This window comes from Persephonella sp., assembly GCF_027023985.1.
GTDB lineage: Bacteria > Aquificota > Aquificia > Aquificales > Hydrogenothermaceae > Persephonella_A.
Map to the genome: position 1 here is coordinate 46,014 of NZ_JALVTW010000017.1, position 18,893 is coordinate 64,906.

17 protein-coding genes are annotated in these 18,893 nt (G+C 35.2%); 4 read left to right on the forward strand and 13 right to left on the reverse strand.

Going from position 1 to position 18,893, the window contains the following annotated elements; all coding sequences use genetic code 11:
- Nucleotides 1-47: 47 nt before the first annotated feature.
- A complete protein-coding gene (locus MVE07_RS04940; protein ID WP_297454837.1) occupies nt 48-827 on the forward strand; it encodes a GTPase in 780 nt (259 codons plus the stop codon).
- Here MVE07_RS04940 and MVE07_RS04945 read toward each other — a convergent pair.
- On the reverse strand, nt 824-1,459 hold the full coding sequence (locus tag MVE07_RS04945) for a PilZ domain-containing protein (protein ID WP_297454840.1): 636 nt from the start codon (nt 1,457-1,459) through the stop codon (nt 824-826). The two genes, MVE07_RS04940 and MVE07_RS04945, sit on opposite strands and share 4 nt — an antisense overlap.
- Nucleotides 1,460-1,495: 36 nt before the next feature.
- Here MVE07_RS04945 and dprA point away from each other — a divergent pair, with 36 nt between their 5' ends.
- The gene (gene dprA, locus MVE07_RS04950) at nt 1,496-2,554 is read left to right on the forward strand and encodes a DNA-processing protein DprA (protein WP_297454843.1); all 1,059 of its coding nucleotides are present in this window, start codon (nt 1,496-1,498) and stop codon (nt 2,552-2,554) included.
- Between the two features lie 29 nt (nt 2,555-2,583).
- Here dprA and MVE07_RS04955 read toward each other — a convergent pair whose 3' ends face one another.
- The 9 genes from MVE07_RS04955 to MVE07_RS04995 form a co-directional block, all read right to left on the reverse strand.
- Nucleotides 2,584-4,716: a polyribonucleotide nucleotidyltransferase gene (locus MVE07_RS04955; protein WP_297454846.1), complete on the reverse strand. Its 2,133-nt coding sequence runs from the start codon at nt 4,714-4,716 to the stop codon at nt 2,584-2,586.
- On the reverse strand, nt 4,716-5,000 hold the full coding sequence (gene rpsO / locus MVE07_RS04960; RefSeq protein ID WP_029520074.1) for a 30S ribosomal protein S15: 285 nt from the start codon (nt 4,998-5,000) through the stop codon (nt 4,716-4,718). The genes MVE07_RS04955 and rpsO overlap by 1 nt, the downstream gene beginning before the upstream one ends.
- Before the next feature lie 124 nt (nt 5,001-5,124).
- Nucleotides 5,125-6,099 carry a UDP-3-O-(3-hydroxymyristoyl)glucosamine N-acyltransferase gene (gene lpxD, locus MVE07_RS04965; RefSeq protein ID WP_297454848.1) on the reverse strand — a complete coding sequence of 325 codons (975 nt, stop codon included), beginning with the start codon at nt 6,097-6,099 and terminating at the stop codon, nt 5,125-5,127.
- Nucleotides 6,096-6,587 carry an OmpH family outer membrane protein gene (locus MVE07_RS04970; RefSeq protein WP_297454851.1) on the reverse strand — a complete coding sequence of 164 codons (492 nt, stop codon included), beginning with the start codon at nt 6,585-6,587 and terminating at the stop codon, nt 6,096-6,098. Before MVE07_RS04970 ends, lpxD begins: the two co-directional genes overlap by 4 nt.
- A 274-nt stretch (nt 6,588-6,861) precedes the next feature.
- A complete protein-coding gene (gene bamA / locus MVE07_RS04975) occupies nt 6,862-9,234 on the reverse strand; it encodes an outer membrane protein assembly factor BamA (RefSeq protein ID WP_297455050.1) in 2,373 nt (790 codons plus the stop codon).
- Nucleotides 9,231-11,678, reverse strand: a complete 2,448-nt coding sequence (locus tag MVE07_RS04980; RefSeq protein ID WP_297454854.1) for an ATP-dependent Clp protease ATP-binding subunit — start codon at nt 11,676-11,678, stop codon at nt 9,231-9,233. Before MVE07_RS04980 ends, bamA begins: the two co-directional genes overlap by 4 nt.
- A 63-nt stretch (nt 11,679-11,741) precedes the next feature.
- Entirely contained in the window at nt 11,742-12,413 is a 672-nt protein-coding gene (locus MVE07_RS04985; RefSeq protein ID WP_297454857.1) for an ABC transporter ATP-binding protein, read from the reverse strand.
- Complete coding sequence (locus tag MVE07_RS04990) at nt 12,406-13,617, reverse strand: ABC transporter permease (protein ID WP_297454860.1); 1,212 nt, start codon at nt 13,615-13,617, stop codon at nt 12,406-12,408. Before MVE07_RS04990 ends, MVE07_RS04985 begins: the two co-directional genes overlap by 8 nt.
- Before the next feature lie 105 nt (nt 13,618-13,722).
- Entirely contained in the window at nt 13,723-14,904 is a 1,182-nt protein-coding gene (locus tag MVE07_RS04995) for a transposase (protein WP_297454863.1), read from the reverse strand.
- Between the two features lie 187 nt (nt 14,905-15,091).
- Here MVE07_RS04995 and purT point away from each other — a divergent pair, with 187 nt between their 5' ends.
- Both purT and MVE07_RS05005 read left to right on the forward strand, forming a co-directional pair.
- Nucleotides 15,092-16,273 carry a formate-dependent phosphoribosylglycinamide formyltransferase gene (gene purT, locus MVE07_RS05000; protein ID WP_297454866.1) on the forward strand — a complete coding sequence of 394 codons (1,182 nt, stop codon included), beginning with the start codon at nt 15,092-15,094 and terminating at the stop codon, nt 16,271-16,273.
- Nucleotides 16,270-16,653, forward strand: coding sequence for a hypothetical protein (locus MVE07_RS05005; RefSeq protein ID WP_297454869.1), 384 nt, complete (start codon nt 16,270-16,272; stop codon nt 16,651-16,653). The genes purT and MVE07_RS05005 overlap by 4 nt, the downstream gene beginning before the upstream one ends.
- Here the strand turns inward: MVE07_RS05005 and MVE07_RS05010 are convergent, their stop codons facing one another.
- The 3 genes from MVE07_RS05010 to MVE07_RS05020 form a co-directional block, all read right to left on the reverse strand.
- Entirely contained in the window at nt 16,654-17,016 is a 363-nt protein-coding gene (locus tag MVE07_RS05010; RefSeq protein WP_297454872.1) for a hypothetical protein, read from the reverse strand.
- Nucleotides 17,017-17,094: 78 nt separating this feature from the next.
- Complete coding sequence (purH, locus tag MVE07_RS05015) at nt 17,095-18,642, reverse strand: bifunctional phosphoribosylaminoimidazolecarboxamide formyltransferase/IMP cyclohydrolase (RefSeq protein WP_297454875.1); 1,548 nt, start codon at nt 18,640-18,642, stop codon at nt 17,095-17,097.
- Between the two features lie 17 nt (nt 18,643-18,659).
- The gene (locus tag MVE07_RS05020) at nt 18,660-18,857 is read right to left on the reverse strand and encodes a hypothetical protein (RefSeq protein WP_297454878.1); all 198 of its coding nucleotides are present in this window, start codon (nt 18,855-18,857) and stop codon (nt 18,660-18,662) included.
- Between the last annotated feature and the right edge of the window lie 36 nt (nt 18,858-18,893).

Sequence of the window (18,893 nt, forward strand, 5' to 3'; positions counted from 1 at the left end):
TTATATTGTGTGTGGAATAAATATTATAAATTATTTCGGAGTGTTAAATGGAAAAACCAAGGGAATGGTTAAGGGAAAAAAGTATAGCAAAAAAGGTTTTATCACAGGCAAATGTTATATTTGAAGTTGTCGATGCCAGAATACCACAGGAAACCAGAAACAAAGTAGTTGAACAGCTTGCAAAAGAAAGGAATAAAAAGTTGTATATCATTTTGAATAAAGCAGATTTAGTTCCTAAAGATTTTGTTGAAAAAGCCAAAGAAATAATATCTCAGGAATATCCTGTCATCGTCTTTTCAGCACATAAAAATATAGGTAAAAAGGAACTTGAAAAAGTAATTAAAGAACTTGCAAAAGAAAAGAAAATAATAAAAATTGGGGTACTTGGGTATCCAAATGTCGGTAAATCATCATTAATAAACACCCTTAAAAAGAAAAAAGTAGCAACAACATCCCCAAAACCGGGAATGACAAGGGGAGAAAAGCTGATAAAACTTGATAAAAATGTATATTTGATAGACACCCCGGGCATAATAACCCTTGAATTTCAGGAAGACCTTGCATTAAAAGGCTCATGGATACCTGAAAAATTAGAACAACCTATTGAGGTTGCATACAAGTTTATTGAAAAAATACTACAGCATAGACCACAAGCCCTTAAGGAAGCTTATGGAATAGAGCCTGACCCAGACCCTCTAAAAACCCTTGAAAAAATTGGAGAAAAACTTAATTACAGGGTATCAGGTGGAGGTGTAGATTTAGACAGGACAGCTAAAAAAATACTTTGGGACTGGATAAAAGGTCATATTAAAGCATACTGGCTTTAGTCTTTGAACATAAAAATTTTTCTGGCAATCTCTCTCTGTCTGTTCATTATATATCTGGCAATTTTATCCTGGTCTTTCAAGGATATATCAGTTATCTTAATACCTGCTGTGTTTGTCTCTTTATGAACGACAACACCTTTTATTTTCATAATCTCATTTTTTATTTTTAGTAAAAACTCATACTCTTTGCCTATCTGTAATTGGAATAGATCTTCTTTTTTACCTGTTATACCTATTCCTGCCTCGCTTATATCTTCAACCTTTAATTCTTTGTTTTCTATCATTACTTTTATATCATCTTCAGGGGAAACTTTTACCCGAACATAAGACCTGTTAAGTTTAGGTTCCGTAGCTACTTCAGGAAATGTTGTAGCAATTTCTTTTTCATCATAGGCTATTACTGAAAGTGTAAAAATTTCCTCATCTTTTTTAAAGAACAAAATTCTTTCATATTTCAGGACAGGTAGCAGTTTGGGATCATTTTTCCATATTATCTGTCTTCTTGTTTCATCAATTGTTTCCAGTTCCAAAATACCGTTTACAGGAACTTCTTCATAAAAAGTAACAACATTAATCCTTTTTTGTTTTTTTAACCAGCCTATAAGCTTCCAGTATGATTTTGTTTCTTCCATTTTCCACCTTATAATAAAGTTTCGGAGGGAGGTTAAATGTCTATTATAGACTATATTGAATTTTCTTTTATAAAAGGGATAGGAAACAGGAGTATTAAGCGTATATATGAAGAGTTCGGAAACCTATCTCTTCCCCTTTCAAATCCGGAAGTTCTAATTGAAAAATTCGGGAAATCAGTTTATCTAACTATTAAAAATAGGCCTTTAGAATTAAGAGAAAAAGCAGAAAAAGAATATGAACTTGCTTTAAAAAAAGGTTTCAGTCTTGTTTCTCTGGCAGATGAAAAATATCCACAATTATTAAAAGAAATACCTGACCCTCCAGTTTATATCTATTACAAAGGAAAGCTTCCAGATGACAAAAGCATTTCTATTGTAGGAAGTCGAAAATTTTCTTCCTATGGGAAAACCATAACTACTAAATTTGTTGAAAAACTTGTCAATGATGGTGTCTGTATTATTTCAGGGCTTGCTGCAGGAATTGATAGTATAGCCCATAGTGTTACTCTTGAAAATGGGGGAAATACTGTTGCAGTTTTAGGAAATGGAATTGATCAGATATTTCCATATGAGAATAAAAAGCTTTATGAAAAAATACTGGAAAATGGCTGTTTAATCTCGGAATTTCCAATTGGAACTAAAGCTTCTAAATACACCTTTCCGATTAGAAACAGGATAATAGCAGGTTTATCCTATGGCACTATTGTTACAGAGGCTGGAGAGAAATCAGGTGCATTAATAACTGCAAAATATGCCAATGAATACGGCCGAATAGTGTTTAGTGTGCCCACAAATATAACAAATCCTTACGGAAAAGGAAACAATCTTCTAATAAAAGAAGGTGCTATTCCTTTAACTGAAATTGAAGATATTTATGAACATATCCCTTATTTCAACAAAAATAATTTTGTTGAAAATATTCAACTTTCAGAAGAAGAGAAAAAAATATTAAACGTTATGACTGAACCTATTCATATTGATACAGTTGTTGAAAAAACAGGAATTCCTTATGGAAAATTGATAAATCTTATATTTGAAATGGAATTGAAAGATTTAGTGTCAAATGTAGATGGAATGTATATCAGAAAAATATAAAATAAAGAGCCCCTTAGGGCTCCGGTGAATTATTCAAAAAGGAATTTGTTTTTAGGTTCTTCCCCTTCTTTGACTTCTTTGAGGGATACTTTTGCTCTACCTTGTTCATCTATATCTATAACTTTGACGGTAAGGATATCACCAACTTTTATTTTATCCTTAGCAGACCTGATTCTTTCCGGTGAAATCTGGGATACATGAAGCAGTGACAGTTTTCCAGGAAGTAATTCAACAAATGCACCGTAATCTTCAACTCTTGTAACTTTACCCATATATACTTCACCAAGTTCTATATCCATTATCAGCTCTTCTATCATCTGTTTAGCTTTTTCACCACTTTCACCATCTACAGCATAAATTCTAACAAGTCCATCAGGCTGCAGGTCTACTTTTACACCTGTTTCTTCTATGATTTTCTTGATATTTTTACCGGATGGTCCAATGATTATAGGTATTTTTTCTGGGAGAACTCTCATTGTAATAATCTTAGGTGCATGTGGAGAAAGTTCAGGTCTTGGTTCAGGCATTGCCTGATACATTAGGTCAAGAATATACATTCTAGCTTTCTTGGCCTGTTCAAGTGCTTCCTGCAGTATTTCCTTTGTGAGACCTTTTATCTTAATATCCATCTGGATTGAAGTAACGCCATCTCTGGTTCCGGCAACCTTAAAATCCATATCTCCAAGATGATCTTCATCTCCTAAAATATCTGTCAGAATTACATACTCTTCATCTTCTTTTAGCAGTCCCATTGCTATTCCAGCAACATGTTTTTTCATAGGAACGCCGGCATCAAACAATGCAAGGGACGCACCGCAAACAGTTGCCATAGAAGTTGAACCGTTTGACTCTAATATCTCAGATACAACCCTTATAACGTAAGGGAATTCTTCTTCTGGTGGGATTAAAGGCTCTATTGCCCTTTCTGCAAGATTTCCGTGTCCTATTTCTCTTCTGGATGGAGCTCTTGGAGGTCTTGCTTCACCTACGCTAAATGGAGGGAAGTTATAGTGAAGCATGAATCTTTTCTTTTCTTCACCTTCTTCAATACTTTCTTCTATTTGCTCTTCACCTGGAGCTCCCAGAGTTGTTGCAACAAATGCCTGTGTCTGTCCCCTTGTAAATATAGCTGAACCATGAATTCTTGGGAAAAGTCCTGTTCTTATCCAGATAGGTCTGATTTCATCCGGTTTTCTACCGTCTATTCTGACTTTTTCTTTGAGAACTTTTTCCCTCATTACAGAGGAAACTATGTCCTTGTAGATAGTTTCTACTTTTTTCTCTTTGCCTTCTGGAATTTCTATCTGAGAAATTGCTTCTTCAAATATTTCTGATAGTTTCTTTCTTCTTTCTTTTTTATCCTGAATATTCAGGGCTTCTTTTACTTTATCTTTAACAAGTTTTTCTAATTGTTCTTCTAATTGTTTGTCTATTTCATCTATTTCAACTTTTATTTTCTCTTTTGGCTCAACCTGTTTTACCAGCTCTTCCTGAAGTTCTATTAGCTTTTTAATTTCTCCATGGGCAAACATTATAGCTTCAAGAATTACATCTTCAGGAACTTCCTCACTGCCACCTTCAACCATTACAATAGCTTCTTTTGAACCCGCAACAACTATATCTATATCTGATTCGTTTCTTTGCTGATATGTTGGATTTACAATGAATTCACCGTTTACCCTTGCGACCCGGACACCTGCAATTGGGCCTTCAAATGGAGCCTCTGATATTGTAAGTGCTGCTGATGCTCCAACAATGGCTAAAACATCAGGGTCATATTTGTCATCAGCAGATAATGTCATTGCTGTTATTACAACATCATTGAAAAAGCCCTTCGGGAATAATGGTCTTATTGGCCTATCTATAAGTCTTGATACAAGTATTTCGCGGACAGATGGTTTGCCTTCTCTTTTTACAAATCCGCCGGGGATTTTACCGTAGGCATATGTTTTTTCTCTATATTCAACGGTAAGCGGGAAAAAGTCTATATCTGCCTGTGGTTCTTCTGCAACTACTGCAGCAACTAAAACTGCTGTTTCTCCCTGTCTAACGATAACGGCACCGCTGGCCTGTTTTGCAAAATATCCGGTTTCTATAGAATAAGGTGCTCCGTTAACTTGTGTTTCAACTTTTTGAACGGTAATTTCCCCTACTTCACCCATTATTTCTCTCCAGTAGATTCTCTTATTCCAAGCTCCTGAACAATTTGTTGATATCTTTCAGGATTTTTTCTCTGGAGATATTTAAGTAGTTTTCTTCTTTTGTTAACCATTCCAATAAGACCTCTTCTCGAGTGGAGATCTTTTTTGTTTCTTTTGATATGTTCCGTAAGATTTCTTATTCTTTCTGTAAGAATTGCAATTTGAACTTCTGGAGAACCTGTATCTCCTTCAAATCTTCCATATTTTTTAATTAATTCCTGCTTCTTTTCTGCAGTGATTGACATTAACGAAAACCTCCTGAATTTGTTTTTGAATTTTAACAAATTAGAATTATAACACAAAAAGATAAATACCGTATAATACGAATATATATTTTCACCGTTAATTTTCAATAAACCTAATAAAAGTCTATTTAAGCTTTTTAATGATTTCTGGGAGTTTGTAGAGATAAAACATTACCTTTTTCCATTTTGACCATTCTATCGCCTGAAGGCCTGAACCGTAAACCTTATTAGGCTCTAAATCTTTTCCTACTCCTGATTTAGCCGTTACGATTACATTGTCCCCAATTGTTATATGGTCTGCTACTCCTACTTGACCTGCCAGTATTACATTTTTTCCTATTTTTGTGCTACCTGCTATACCTACCTGTGAAACAAGTATTGTATTTTCTCCAATCTGGCAGTTATGGGCTATCATAACAAGATTATCTATTTTCGTGCCTTTTTTGATTATGGTTTCATCTACCATAGCCCTATCTATCGTTGTGTTTGCCCCAATCTCTACATCGTCTTCAATAACCACTCTACCTATATGCTTAATCTTTTTATGCTGTCCATCTTCCTGATAAAATCCAAATCCATCAGAGGCTATTACTGCTCCAGAGTGTATAATCACATTCTTACCGATGGTTGTGTTTTTATAAATAACTACATTTGGATATATAACCGTATTATCCCCTATCTCAACATCTCTTCCTATATACACATTAGGATAAATCTGAACATTTTTACCTATTTTTACTCCCTCTTCTATAACAGCAAAATCCCCGATATAGACATTTTCCTCTATCTGAATATTCTCAGCTATAGACGCCTTCTCTGATATGCCTGTCTTCCTTTCTTCAGGGTATAAAACCTCTATTAGCTTATAAAAAACATTTTGGGGATTTTTAACAACAACCTGTGGTATTTCAATATCTAGTTGTTCAAATGTGAGAAGTGCTGAGGCTTTTGTATTTTTTGCCTTTTCTACAAGTTTTTTATCTGCTACAAATGTAAGGTCACCTTCGTTGGCTGTTTCAAGGCTTTTTAGTCCTTTAATCTCAATATCTTTACCTACTAACTTGCCGTTAAATTTTTCGGCTATTTCTGATAGTCTCATTTTGCACCTTTGTCATACAGTTTTAAAATTTCATCTGTGATATCTATTGCTTTGTCTTGATATAAAGTTCCTCCTACCAGAACTATATCTATATTGTGTTCCTTTGCATATTTTTCTACAATCTTCTGGATATCTTTTACAAGCTTTCTTTCTGCCTGTGCTTTTATTTTTTGGAGCTCTTGCTCTGCCTTAATCTGGAGTTTTATCCCCTCAGTTTTAAGCTGCTTCAGTTTTTCTTCTTTTTTCTTTTTTGCTTCAGGACTTAATACAGGACTTTCCAGCTGTTTTTGTAACTCTTTTATCTCTTTTTGTATTTTATCCAGTTTTTCTTTGTAATATTGAATTTTTGCTTTTAACTCTTTTTTATACTCTTCACCTTTTTTAGATGTGTTCATTATCTTTAGAACATCTACAAATGCGATATTTTGGGCAGTTGCAAAACCTGTAAGTGAAATAGCCAAAAAGAAAGCGAATATTAATTTTTTCATCTAATCCTCCTTGACACTAACCATAAAATTCTCTTTAATTCATTATAAAACAACAAATAATATAAAAAAGTATCTAATGAACAGTATAACACTAACCCTCAGTATTCAAATAAGCAAAAAATCAGCAGTTAACAAACTACAAAAAGCCTCTAAAACATTCCAGCACTTTAAAGGACATAGCCGATAGTATTTCCCTATCATCTGATAGGCGAAGGACACTTTCAGAAACATTTTGTTAGGTTTTATTATTTTTTATAGTGTTTCTGAGGTGTCCTTAGAAAAATGTTCCAAGAACAAATCCTATTCTTGAATCACTTACGCCTGCAGGTGCATTTAACACTTTACCATAATAAATATCAATCGGTGCCATTGGGGTGACTATTTTTATACCACCACCGACAGAGTAAAACCAGTTATCAAATGGATTTCCATTATCATAACCTTTTCCCATATCTGTGAAAATATATCCCCACAGGAATTTTTCTGCTATTGGATGTGATAGCTGTGCATTGAATATAATTTGCTGCTTTGAACCTATAGGGTCTTTGTTGCTGTCATAAGGTCCTGCCATACCGTAATCAAAGCCCCTAATTGTAAAATCACCACCTACGAAGAAATATTCATCAAGAGGAATTTTGTCTTTCATTTTCTCAACTATTCCATATCTGCCTTTTAAAGATAAAATCCAGTCTGTATAAAAAATCTCATCAGGGAAGATTTTTGAATAACTAACAGCCGCTTTATAAAAACCCCTTGTGCCATATCCCACTTTAAATGTAATACTGAAATTGCTTCCTCTTGTGGGTAATATTGGGTTATCTATGTCTGAACGGCTTAGGTTTAGATATGTAGCCACCAGACTGTAACTTCCTGCCTGTGCTTTTATTCTATATGGAGCATCTTCTGTAATATCCTTATATTTTCCCCTTTCTATTGTTATACCCGTTCCTATTCTCCAGTATTCAGACAGTTCCCATGACAATGTAGGAGAAAATCCTTGTTTTTCCGATACAAATGTTGTGTAATCAACATACCTGTCATACAGATTAAAACCAAGGTCTACAGGTTTGTAAAAAGCCCATCTGTGCAAATAAGAAATAGAGTTATTTCTATAATCAGAACCAATTGTAATAGAAATACCTGCTGTATCACCTGTTCCTAAGAAATTACCTTTTCTAAGGGATAAAAATGCAGAAAATCCTGTTAGCTGGCTATATCCTGCCCCAACGGAAATCTGGCCTGTAAATCTTTCTTTTACTTTTACGTCTACGTCTATTTTTCCTTCCTGTTCTTTTACATGGGGATCAAAACCTATTGCATCATAAAAACCAAGGGCATAAAGTCTGGACTGGCTTCGATATATAGACTGTCTTTTAAATAAATCTCCCGGGGCAAATCTAAGCTCCCTTCTTATCACATAATCTCTTGATTCATAGTTCCCTGAAATATCTATTTTATCTACGTAAAATACTTTTCCTGGCTGTATGTCATATACTACTTTTACTTTTTTGGCTTTTTTGTCCAGAACTTTTTCATCAAATACCATTGCGAATATAAAACCAAGGTCTGTGTATTTATTTGTTACTTCTTTTTTAATTCTTTCTATAATTTCGCCGTTGTAATAATCCCCGATTTTTATATCATCTTTGAATTTTTTAATCAGCTCTTCATCTGTATAGTAATTATTATTTTTAAATTCAATTCCAGAAAGTCTGTATCTAGGTCCTTCATGTATTTTTATTGTTATGTAATATTCTTCTCCGTTTTTCAGTTTAATCTCCGGTTTATCAATCTGAACCTCAAAAAATCCTTTTTTGATATATAAATCCCTAATTCTTTCTATATCCTCAAGAAGAACATCTTTCTGGAGACGGGGATGAAATCTAAGTTTCCAGATACTACGCTCTTTGGTTTCCATAACATCTTTAATCTCATCATCTTCCAGTTGTTTATTGCCTACTATATCTATTTTTGCTATGTATGCTCTCTGGCCTTCATCTATCTTAAATACAAGGGTTGAGCCCTTAAAGTAGTAAGATACTTTTACGTTGTAAAAACCTTCTTTTTCATATTTTTTCTTAATAGCCTGAATCATTTTGTTAATTTCATCAGGGGAGAATACTCTTCCTAAACCTCTACGAATAGAGGCTAGTTTATCTGCAAGTTCAGGACCTATCGTTGAAAAGGGAAGCATCATACCTGATTCTGTTCTTTCTTTGGTCATTATACCCAAAACTTGCAGCAAGTCTTCATCTGAAATTTCTTCATTACCTTCAAACTCTATTTTTTGGACAACAGGAAGTTCTTTAAATACAAATATTAGGTCAATTCCGTTTTCTGTGTATCTTGTGTATGCCTCTATATCTTGGAAATATCCCAGTTTATAAAGGTCTCTTATGATTTGAGCAACATTATCCCTTGTAACTATTGCACCTTTACCAATAGTAATCAAAGGATATATAAGCTGAGGATTAACATATTTAAGACCTTTGATTTCTACTTTTCTTAGTCGGTATATTTTGTTTACTTCTTCAGCAAGACTGCCTGCTTTAAGGTTTTGATTATTCTCCTGTGCTTTGATTGAGATAGGAGAGAATAAAATAAATAGAATAAAAAAAAGGGGGATTAATCCCCCTATTACATTTATGTGGTTGCTACTTCTTTTTCTTTTTTCTTGGTTTGTTTTTGTTTTTTCACTTTTATACCAACTGAACCGTCTTTTTTCACTATCACTTCTGCCACTGAACCAGGTGGTAGTTTGCCTTTCAGTATCTCTTCTGCCAGCAGGTCTTCCACCAGTGATTGCAGTGCTCTTTTGATAGACCTTGCTCCAAATTCCGGTCTGAATTCTTTTTCTATCAGATAATCCACAAACTTCTTGGAAAGTTTTACAGTTATTCCCCATTCTTTCAGCCTTTTATTAATCTCTTTAAGTTGTATATCAATTATACCTTTCATTACTTCTTTGTCCAATGGCTTGAATACGATTATCTCATCAAGTCTGTTCAGGAATTCTGGGCTGAAATGTTTCTTAACCTGCTGGAGAACATTCTTTTTCATCTCTTCATAATCAAGCATTCCGGATTTTTGTTCAAATCCCATTCTGCCACTTTCAAGTATCAACCTTGCCCCAAGGTTTGATGTCATAATAATGATTGTATTGCTGAAATCAACAACTCTACCGAACGAGTCTGTAAGCCTTCCATCATCAAAAATCTGTAGGAAGATGTTAAATACATCTGGATGTGCTTTTTCTATTTCATCAAACAGTATCACAGAATAAGGTCTTCTTCTGACTGCTTCGGTAAGCTGTCCTCCTTCCTCGTATCCAACATATCCCGGAGGTGCACCTATTAGTCTGGATACTGTATGTTTTTCCATATACTCAGACATATCAAATCTGATTAAGGCATCCTCAGTTCCAAACAGGTATTCTGCAAGTGCTTTAGCTGTTTCTGTTTTACCTACACCTGTTGGACCAAGGAACATAAATACTCCAATTGGTCTGTGGCTTCCTTTCAGGCCTACGCTATTTCTTCTAATTGCTTTGGAAATTGCCTCAATTGCTTCATTCTGATCAACAACCCTTTTGTGTAATTCTTCTTCAATATGAAGCAGTTTTTCTGCCTGACTTTCTGTAAGTCTTGCAACAGGAATACCTGTCCATTTTGCAACTACCTGTGCAATATCTTTATCTTTAACTTTTGGTTTTTTAACCTTTCTTTTTTCCTTCCATTCTGCCTTAAGGGTTTCAAATTTTGCCCTGAGTTTTAACTCTTCATCTCTTAGTCTTGCTGCTTTTTCATAGTCCTGTTCTCTCGCTGCTTTTGCTTTTTCTTCTTCTATTTTCTTAATTTTTTCCTCTATCTTCCTCAGTTTAGGAGGCAGTTCCATTTCTCTAATTCTTACCCATGCACCTGCCTCATCAATCAGGTCTATAGCTTTATCCGGAAGCTGTCTGTCTGTTATGTATTTGACAGAGTAGTCAACGGCTTTTTCTATAGCTGATTTTGTGTATTCTACTTCGTGGAATTCTTCGAACTTTTTCTTAAGCCCCATAAGTATCTTAATGGTATCTTCTGGGGTTGGAGGTTCTACTAAAACAGGCTGAAATCTTCTTTCCAGTGCTCCGTCTTTTTCTATATATTTTCTGTATTCATCAATTGTTGTTGCTCCGATTACCTGTATCTCGCCCCTTGCCAGTGCAGGTTTAAGCATATTTGAGGCATCAATTGAACCTTCTGCAGCTCCTGCACCAACAAGTGTGTGAAGCTCATCTATAAACAGAATGATGTAAGGTGCCTTTTCCAGTTCTTTCAGAATATTTTTCAGCCTTTCTTCAAACTGGCCTCTGTATTTTGTTCCTGCAACAAGTGCAGCAAGGTCAAGGGCTACAATTCTTTTAGATTGCAGCGGCTCTGGGACTTCTTTATTTGCTATTCTCTGGGCTAAACCTTCTACTATAGATGTCTTACCTACACCCGGCTCACCTATTAAAACAGGGTTGTTTTTTCTTCTTCTGGAAAGTATCTGTATAACCCTGTCTATCTCTTTATCTCTACCAATTACAGGGTCAAGTTTTCCTTCCCTTGCAAGTGCAGTTAAATCTCTTGAAAATCTATCAATATTAGGTGTTGGAACCTGTTTAACCTGTTCCTGAGGTGGTATTTCTCCAAGTATCTGGAGAATTTCTTTTCTTATGGAATATTCATCAATACCAAAGCCCCTTAGGACTCTACCACCAAGTCCTGTTTTTTCCCGAACTATTCCTATAAGAAGATGTTCAGGACCAACAAATTGATGGTGAAGTATTCTTGCCTCTTCAACAGCAAACTCTAATACTCTTTTTGCATCAGGTGCAAATAAAACTTCACCTGAATGGCTACCATGAACCATCTGGGATGTGAGGGTTCTCTTTACTTTATCTACTGTAAGTCCAAATCTGGATAAAACCAGAACAGGAATATCCTCTTCTTCCAGTAATGAAAGAAGAAGATGTTCACTTCCCAGATAGTTGCTTCTATATTCTAAAGCTTTTTCTCTCGCATTAAGTATTACTTTTCTCGCTCTTTCTGTAAATTTTTCAAACATATCTATTACACCTCATTGTTTTCTTTTTGTTTAGCACAAAAAATATATATTGTGAAAAATTTTTCAAGCCTCTATTAGCTTGCCATCTTTAAGTTTGATAATTCTACTACAGTATTCTGCCACTTCCATATCATGAGTTGCAATGACCATTGTCACACTATATTTTTCGTTCATTTCTTTTAAAATGTTCATAACTATTTTGCTGTTTTCACTATCCAGATTTCCTGTTGGCTCATCTGCCAGTAAGATTTCCGGATTGTTTATAATTGCTCTTGCTATTGCTACCCTTTGTTGCTCACCTCCTGACATCTGGGATGGTCTGTGTTCCAATCTGTGTTCTAAACCTAATCTTACCAGAATTTCTTTAGCTTTTTTTTCTGCTTCCTTTTTCTTATAAATTTCAGCAGGAAGCATAACATTTTCAAGTGCTGTAAATTCCGGAAGTAAATAATGGAACTGGAAAACAAATCCTATATTTTCATTCCTAAACCTTGATAACTGTTTCTCCGGTAAATGAAAAATATCTTTACCTTTTATAAAAACCTTTCCTCCTGTTGGTATATCTATTCCCCCAAGAAGATGTAAAAGCGTGCTTTTTCCTGAGCCTGAAGGACCCATCAGGGCAACCATTTCCCCATCTTCTATTTCAAGGTTTATACCTTTAAGGGCATTTATCTCTGCCCCTTCCAGATGATAAACTTTTCGTAGATTTTCTGTTTTTATTGCACTACTCATATCTTAAAACCTCAGCAGGAAGCTCCTTTGATGCAAAATATGCAGGTAGAATTGAGGACACAAAACATATCAGCAGGGATGACACAAAAACGGCAGATATATCAATAAATGATATTTTTAGAGGTAAATAGCTTATCATATAGACTTCCGGATTTAGCTTTATCAGATGGTATGTGTCCGCAACATATATTACCGTCAGTCCTATTATTGTTCCTACAACTGTTCCTGTTATCCCTATCAAAAGTCCCTGCCATAAGAAAACCTTTAGTATAAATCTGCTGTCTGCTCCAATTGTTTTGAGGATAGCAATATCTTTTCTCTTTTCTCTGGCCTTTGTTATAAGCAGACTTGAGATATTAAAAGATGCTACAAGGACAATCAAAGCTATAACCATAAACATCGCCAGTTTTTCCAGTTGAAGTGCCTGAAACAGACTTTTATTTAAATCCATCCATGAACGAATAAGATATGGATAAGACAGATATTTCTCCAATTCCTTTTTTACAACATCAGCTTTAAACGGGTCTTTTACCTTTATCTGAATTCCCGTTATTGCATCTTTCATATCAAAAAATTTCTGGGCTTCTCTCAGTGGCATCTGGACATAGGTTGAGTCATACTCATACATACCAAAATCAACTATTCCTGCTACATAGACCTTTTTGATTTTTGGTATAAAGCCAAGGGGAGTTTTTCTACCAAAAGGAGACATTATCTTAAAGCTGTCCCCTACCCAGACATCAAGGGATATAGCAACATCTTTTCCAATCAGAACATGGTTTGGTTTTTTTAAATCATCATAATTACCGGCAATTATTTTTGTGTTTAAACCCATTATCTTTTTATCTTTATCCGGGTCAACACCTCTGATTGTTATAGATTTTACATTTCCACCTTTAGAAGCTAGTGCTTGTGAATAAACAAAGGGCTGAAAATCAACAACATCTTTTATTTCTTTAAAATAAGGATATAAATCTTTATACTCTGTGAACTTGCCTGTTATTTTAAAAATAACAATGTGTGGAGATGTTTCCAGCAATTTTTCTTTTAATCCCCATTGAAAACCACTCATAACCGCAAGTGTAATTAATAAAGCAGATACACCAACGGTAATACCTATAAATGATATAACTGTCATAAATGATAAAGCCTTTGATTTTAAAGAAAGCAGATATTTTAAGGCAATTTTTATATAAAGCGGCATTTATTATCTACCCCTCAAAAAATTTCAAAAATAGCTTACCAGAAGAATATCAACTACCTCGTCTTAAAGAACGAGGCTTGTAAGTGAGGTTAGCTATGGGAAAAATTAGCCATCCCTCCTTACATTAGGCTGGTTGACAACAGCCCACACAGGGAGACTTGCTACCCTGTGCCCCAGTCTCTCTTTTTGAGAGACCAGATAGTTAATTGCTATATTCCTGCTGGCATTAAGGTCAGCATTAATAGTGTATCTACAGGAGGAGCATTTAAAGTGAGATTGATCTTTCCTATTGGACTTACTTATATGTCCACACTTACTACATCTTTGAGAAGTGTATTTAGGGTTGATATACACAACCTTTATTCCTTTGCTTTGAGCTTTATACTCTATAAACTGTTGAAGTTGGGCAAAGTTCCAGCTATGTATCCATCTCCTTTCCTTTTTGGATACTTTAATTCTTTCTCTAATTCCTTTAAGCTCCTCCAATACAATAGTTCCACCAGCAGGAACAAGACTAACAATCTCTTTGGCTATTTTATGGTTAATAGCAGTCCGAAACCGTTTCTCCCTCTGCGACAACTTCTTGAGATGTCTTTTTGCAGAAGGAGTGCCTTTAGACTGCAGTTTCTTTCTTATAGCAAAGTATCTTTCAGATACGGCTCTTATATGCCCTCCGTCAAAAAATTTGTTAATTTTTCCATCAGCAGTAGATATAACGGCAAGTTTGGAAAGTCCCAAATCAACTCCTACAACAGTACTATCTTCAGGAATTTCTTCAATTTCCTTTTCAACAACAATGTTAAAGAAAAACTTTTTGAGCCTTTTATCATATTTCAAAAAAGCAGAGCGAATTTCCCAGTTAAGATATTGCTTAAAATATTCAGGAATTTTTATTTTGAGTTTAAGCCTTCCTTCAACTGTTGCAATAGATATTTCTTCTCTATCAAACCATACAGAATAAGACCTTTTATCATATCTGATGGCTGGATTATTAGAGTAAGGGTAGGAAACTTTAAGACCTTTCTTTTTTCTGTTAAAAGCAGATTTGAGACTTTCAGAAGCTACCATTCTGGCAGATATAACCAATTGAGATGGCAAGGAAGTTTTTTCTCTAACAGTGGTATAAGTAAGATTGTGAAGTTTTATAGAATTAGAAATTTTAAACTTCCAGCCTATTTCAGCAACGAAATTGTAGGCAAATTTGTATTCTTCAAGGGTTTTAAAAAGGATTTGTTTTTCTTCTTCAGAAGGTTTAACAACAAGCTTAATCGTTCTTTTGAGTTTCATAACAAAAATATTTTAACAAAAAATATTATCGGTCTCCTCACAGTTTTAACAATTCTTTGAATTGGGTGAACCGAAGGTGAACAAAAACTGGATTTCCGACCGATGGGAAGTAATCTATGAAAAATTTGAGAATTTAACCAAAGCTAAGTATTATAATTTTTGGAAAATCAAAATCAGGAGTCAAAAAATGATTATAGGAACTCCTTTGTCCCATAATGCAACAAAAATTCTTCTACTTGGTAGCGGAGAACTGGGAAAAGAATTTGCCATAGAAGCCCTCAGACTTGGAATAGAAGTAATAGCCGTTGATAGTTACGAATACGCACCAGCCCAGCAGGTAGCCCAGAGATACTATGTGATAGATATGAAAAATGGAGACCAGATAAAAAATATTGTTTACAGGGAAAAACCTGATTTCATTGTGCCTGAAATAGAAGCAATAGATACATTAACACTGCTTGAACTGGAAAAAGAAGGATATACGGTTATCCCCTCTGCAAAAGCTACAAACTACACAATGAATAGAATAGGCATCAGAAGACTATCTGCTGAAGAGGTAGGACTAAAAACATCCCAGTATAGATTTGCATCTGATATTGATACATATAAAAAAGCCATAAAGGAAATAGGTTTACCTGCAGTGGTCAAACCGGTTATGAGCTCCTCAGGAAAAGGTCAGAGTATTGTTAAAGAAGAATCTCAGATAGAAAAAGCCTGGTATTATGCACAGGAAAATGCAAGGGGTAAAGGCGGGGAAGTAATTATTGAGGAGTTTATAGATTTTGATTTTGAAATAACACTGCTAACAGTTAGAACTAAAAATCAGGGAACCCTTTTCTGTGAACCAATTGGGCATATACAGGTCGAGGGAGACTATCATGAGAGCTGGCAACCACAACCTATGAGCCCTATCGCCTTAGAAAAGGCGAAAGAAATAGCCAAAAAAATCACAGATGCCCTTGGAGGCTACGGCATCTTTGGTTGTGAACTGTTTGTTAAAGGGGATGAAGTCTGGTTTAATGAGATATCCCCAAGACCACATGATACAGGTATGGTTACAATGATTTCTCAAAATATGTCTGAATTTGAGATACATCTAAGGGCTATTTTAGGTCTACCAATAGACATTAAAATGACTGCTCCTGCAGGAGCTTCTTACTGCTTCCATGCATCAGACTGGGGAGTTGCACCTGTTTATGAAGGACTTGAAAAGGCTCTTTCTATTCCTGACACAAAAATAAGAATATTTGGGAAACCTACAACCAGACCAAAAAGAAGAATGGGTGTAGCCCTTGCCACAGGAAATACCATAGAAGAAGCAAGAGAAAGGGCAAAAGCAGCTGCTGAGCACATGAAGGTAGTCCTATGAAAAAAGCAATAATAGTTTTTGTAATTTTACTTATTCTGGCTTTTGGGCTTTTCTGGGTTTATAGATTGTTATTTTCTCCAGAAAGAATAAACATAATAGGAAGAACAATTGAAACAACTATAGGTTTTGAAAATGGTGTTGTTGAGTTCTACAGCTGTGGAAAACTAATTAAAAGGTTTCTCAAAGTAGAAAAACTCACCACAGCAACAGGGACATATCAGAAACAAACCAGACCTTATAGATTTGGATACGGTTATATAGACAAAAATCTTGATGGAATTCTTAATAAGGATGAGAAAAAGCTGGGAAAGGTTTATTTTGAGATACCTTCCCAGCGGGATTACATATATTATGATGCCAAGGTTATCCCTGAGGAATGATTATTTTCTGTAATATTTTCTAAACAGGTATAACCTTTCGTCTTTGCATTTGTTTATTTCATCCAGAACCTTTTGCTTACACTCGTCCTCATCAAAACAAAAACCATTATCCTGATACTCTTTCAACATATCCCACATAACTGTGCCTTCACAGGTTTTCCAGAATTCATTGTAGTTTTTGCCTTTGGCAGTTTTGAGGCATTTTTCCATTCTGGTTACATAGTTTTGGCATTCTTTTTTAATTCTTATTGTTTGCTGGGCGGGTTTCTGGGCGGTCTGTTGAGCTTTTTTAGCTGCTGTTCCACATGAAAACAGCAATGCCATCACAGATAAACCAATTCCCATAAAAAATAATTTTTTCATAACAAACCCCTTTTGGTTAGTATACACTTACCCTAAATATAAAAGACACCAATTTATAAATCCTTAACCTGAATCAATTTAATGTTTAAAATGTCTCATTCCGGTAAATACCATAGCTATACCGTGTTCATCAGCAGCTTCTATTACCTCAGGGTCTCTGATTGAACCACCAGGCTGGATTATAGCCTTTATCCCATGTTTTGCTGCTTCATCAACACTGTCTCTGAATGGAAAAAATGCCTCTGAAGCTAAAACGGCTCCCTCAGTTGAAAATCCAAATTCTTTTGCTTTTTTAACAGCTGTTTCCAGACTATCAACCCTTGATGTTTGGCCGGGACCAATTCCCACGGAAGCTTTATCTTTTGCTATCACAACAGAATTTGATTTGACATGTTTTACAACTTTCCACGCAAAAAGCAGGTCTTCTACTTCTTCTGGAGTTGGTTGTCTTTTTGTTACAACTTCCCATTTTTCATACAATCTTAAATCTCTATCCTGAACAAGGAGACCTCCGCTTATTCTTCTGTATTCCATACCTTCCGGATTTTTATCAAAGTTTTTAACTTTTACCAGTCTGAGATTTTTCTTCTTCTGGGTAAGATACTCAAATGCATCCTTTTCAAAATCAGGAGCAATAATAACCTCCAAGAATATCTCCGTTAAAGCTTTTGCTGTATCCAGTTTTACAGGTTCATTGAAGGCTACTATTCCACCAAAGGCAGATTTCGGGTCTCTTGCAAGGGCTTCTTTATACGCCTCAAGCTGATTTGGTCTGACAGCAACTCCACATGGATTATTGTGCTTAACAATCACACAGGCGGTTGTGTCAAACTCCTTAACCAGATTTACAGCAGCCTCAACATCAAGGAAGTTGTTGTATGACATCTCTTTTCCGTGTAAAACCTCACTTTCGGCAATAGAAAGTCCCTTATACTCAACAGGTGATATATAGATAGCCCCTTCCTGATGGGGATTTTCTCCATATCTAAGGGTTGCCCTTTTTCTAACAGGAATAGAAAGCTCATAAGGAAATTTTTCATTTATATCAAACTTTTCATTTAGGACTGCCGAAATTACGCTATCGTAAAAGGCAGTATGTCTGAAAGCTTTAAGGGCAAGTCTTCTTCTGGTTTCTAAAGTTGTTTCACCTTTTTCCCTTAACTCATTTATAACAAAATCATAATCATCAGGGTCAACTATGATTGTTACAAATTTATGATTTTTCGCTGAAGCCCTGACCATTGCAGGGCCGCCGATATCTATGTTTTCAATTATTTCATCAAGGTCTGCACCTTTTTTAACAGTTTCCTCAAATGGATAAAGGTTTATAGCAACAATATCTATAGGCTCTATACCCTGTTCCTCAAGCTGTTTCATATATTCAGGATTATCTCTGACTGCAAGAAGTCCTCCGTGGATTTTAGGGTGTAGTGTTTTTACCCTTCCGCCCATTATTTCCGGAAATCCTGTTATTTCAGAGACTTCAATCACAGGAATACTGTTTTCCTTTAAAACCCTTGCTGTTCCAGATGAAGAAATAATCTCATAGCCAAGTTCAACAAGTGCCTTTGCAAAATCCACAACACCTCTTTTGTCTGATACAGATATAAGAGCTCTTTTTTTCATTTTTCCTCCTTTTCTGTTTAATTTCTAAAGAAAAAGTAATAGATTAAAAATCCTGAACCTAATCCCATAGATATTATTCCTAATTCTGCAAAGAATAGTGTTGAATAACCTAATCTCTGTAAAAATTTATCAAATAAAAAAGCTAAAAATGGAAGGAACATCAAACCGGTCAAAATAAGGATAATAGTAAAGGGATTTTTTTTCCTTTTTCCCATTTAAAAACCCTCTTTATTGTAAAATATTTTTGTCAA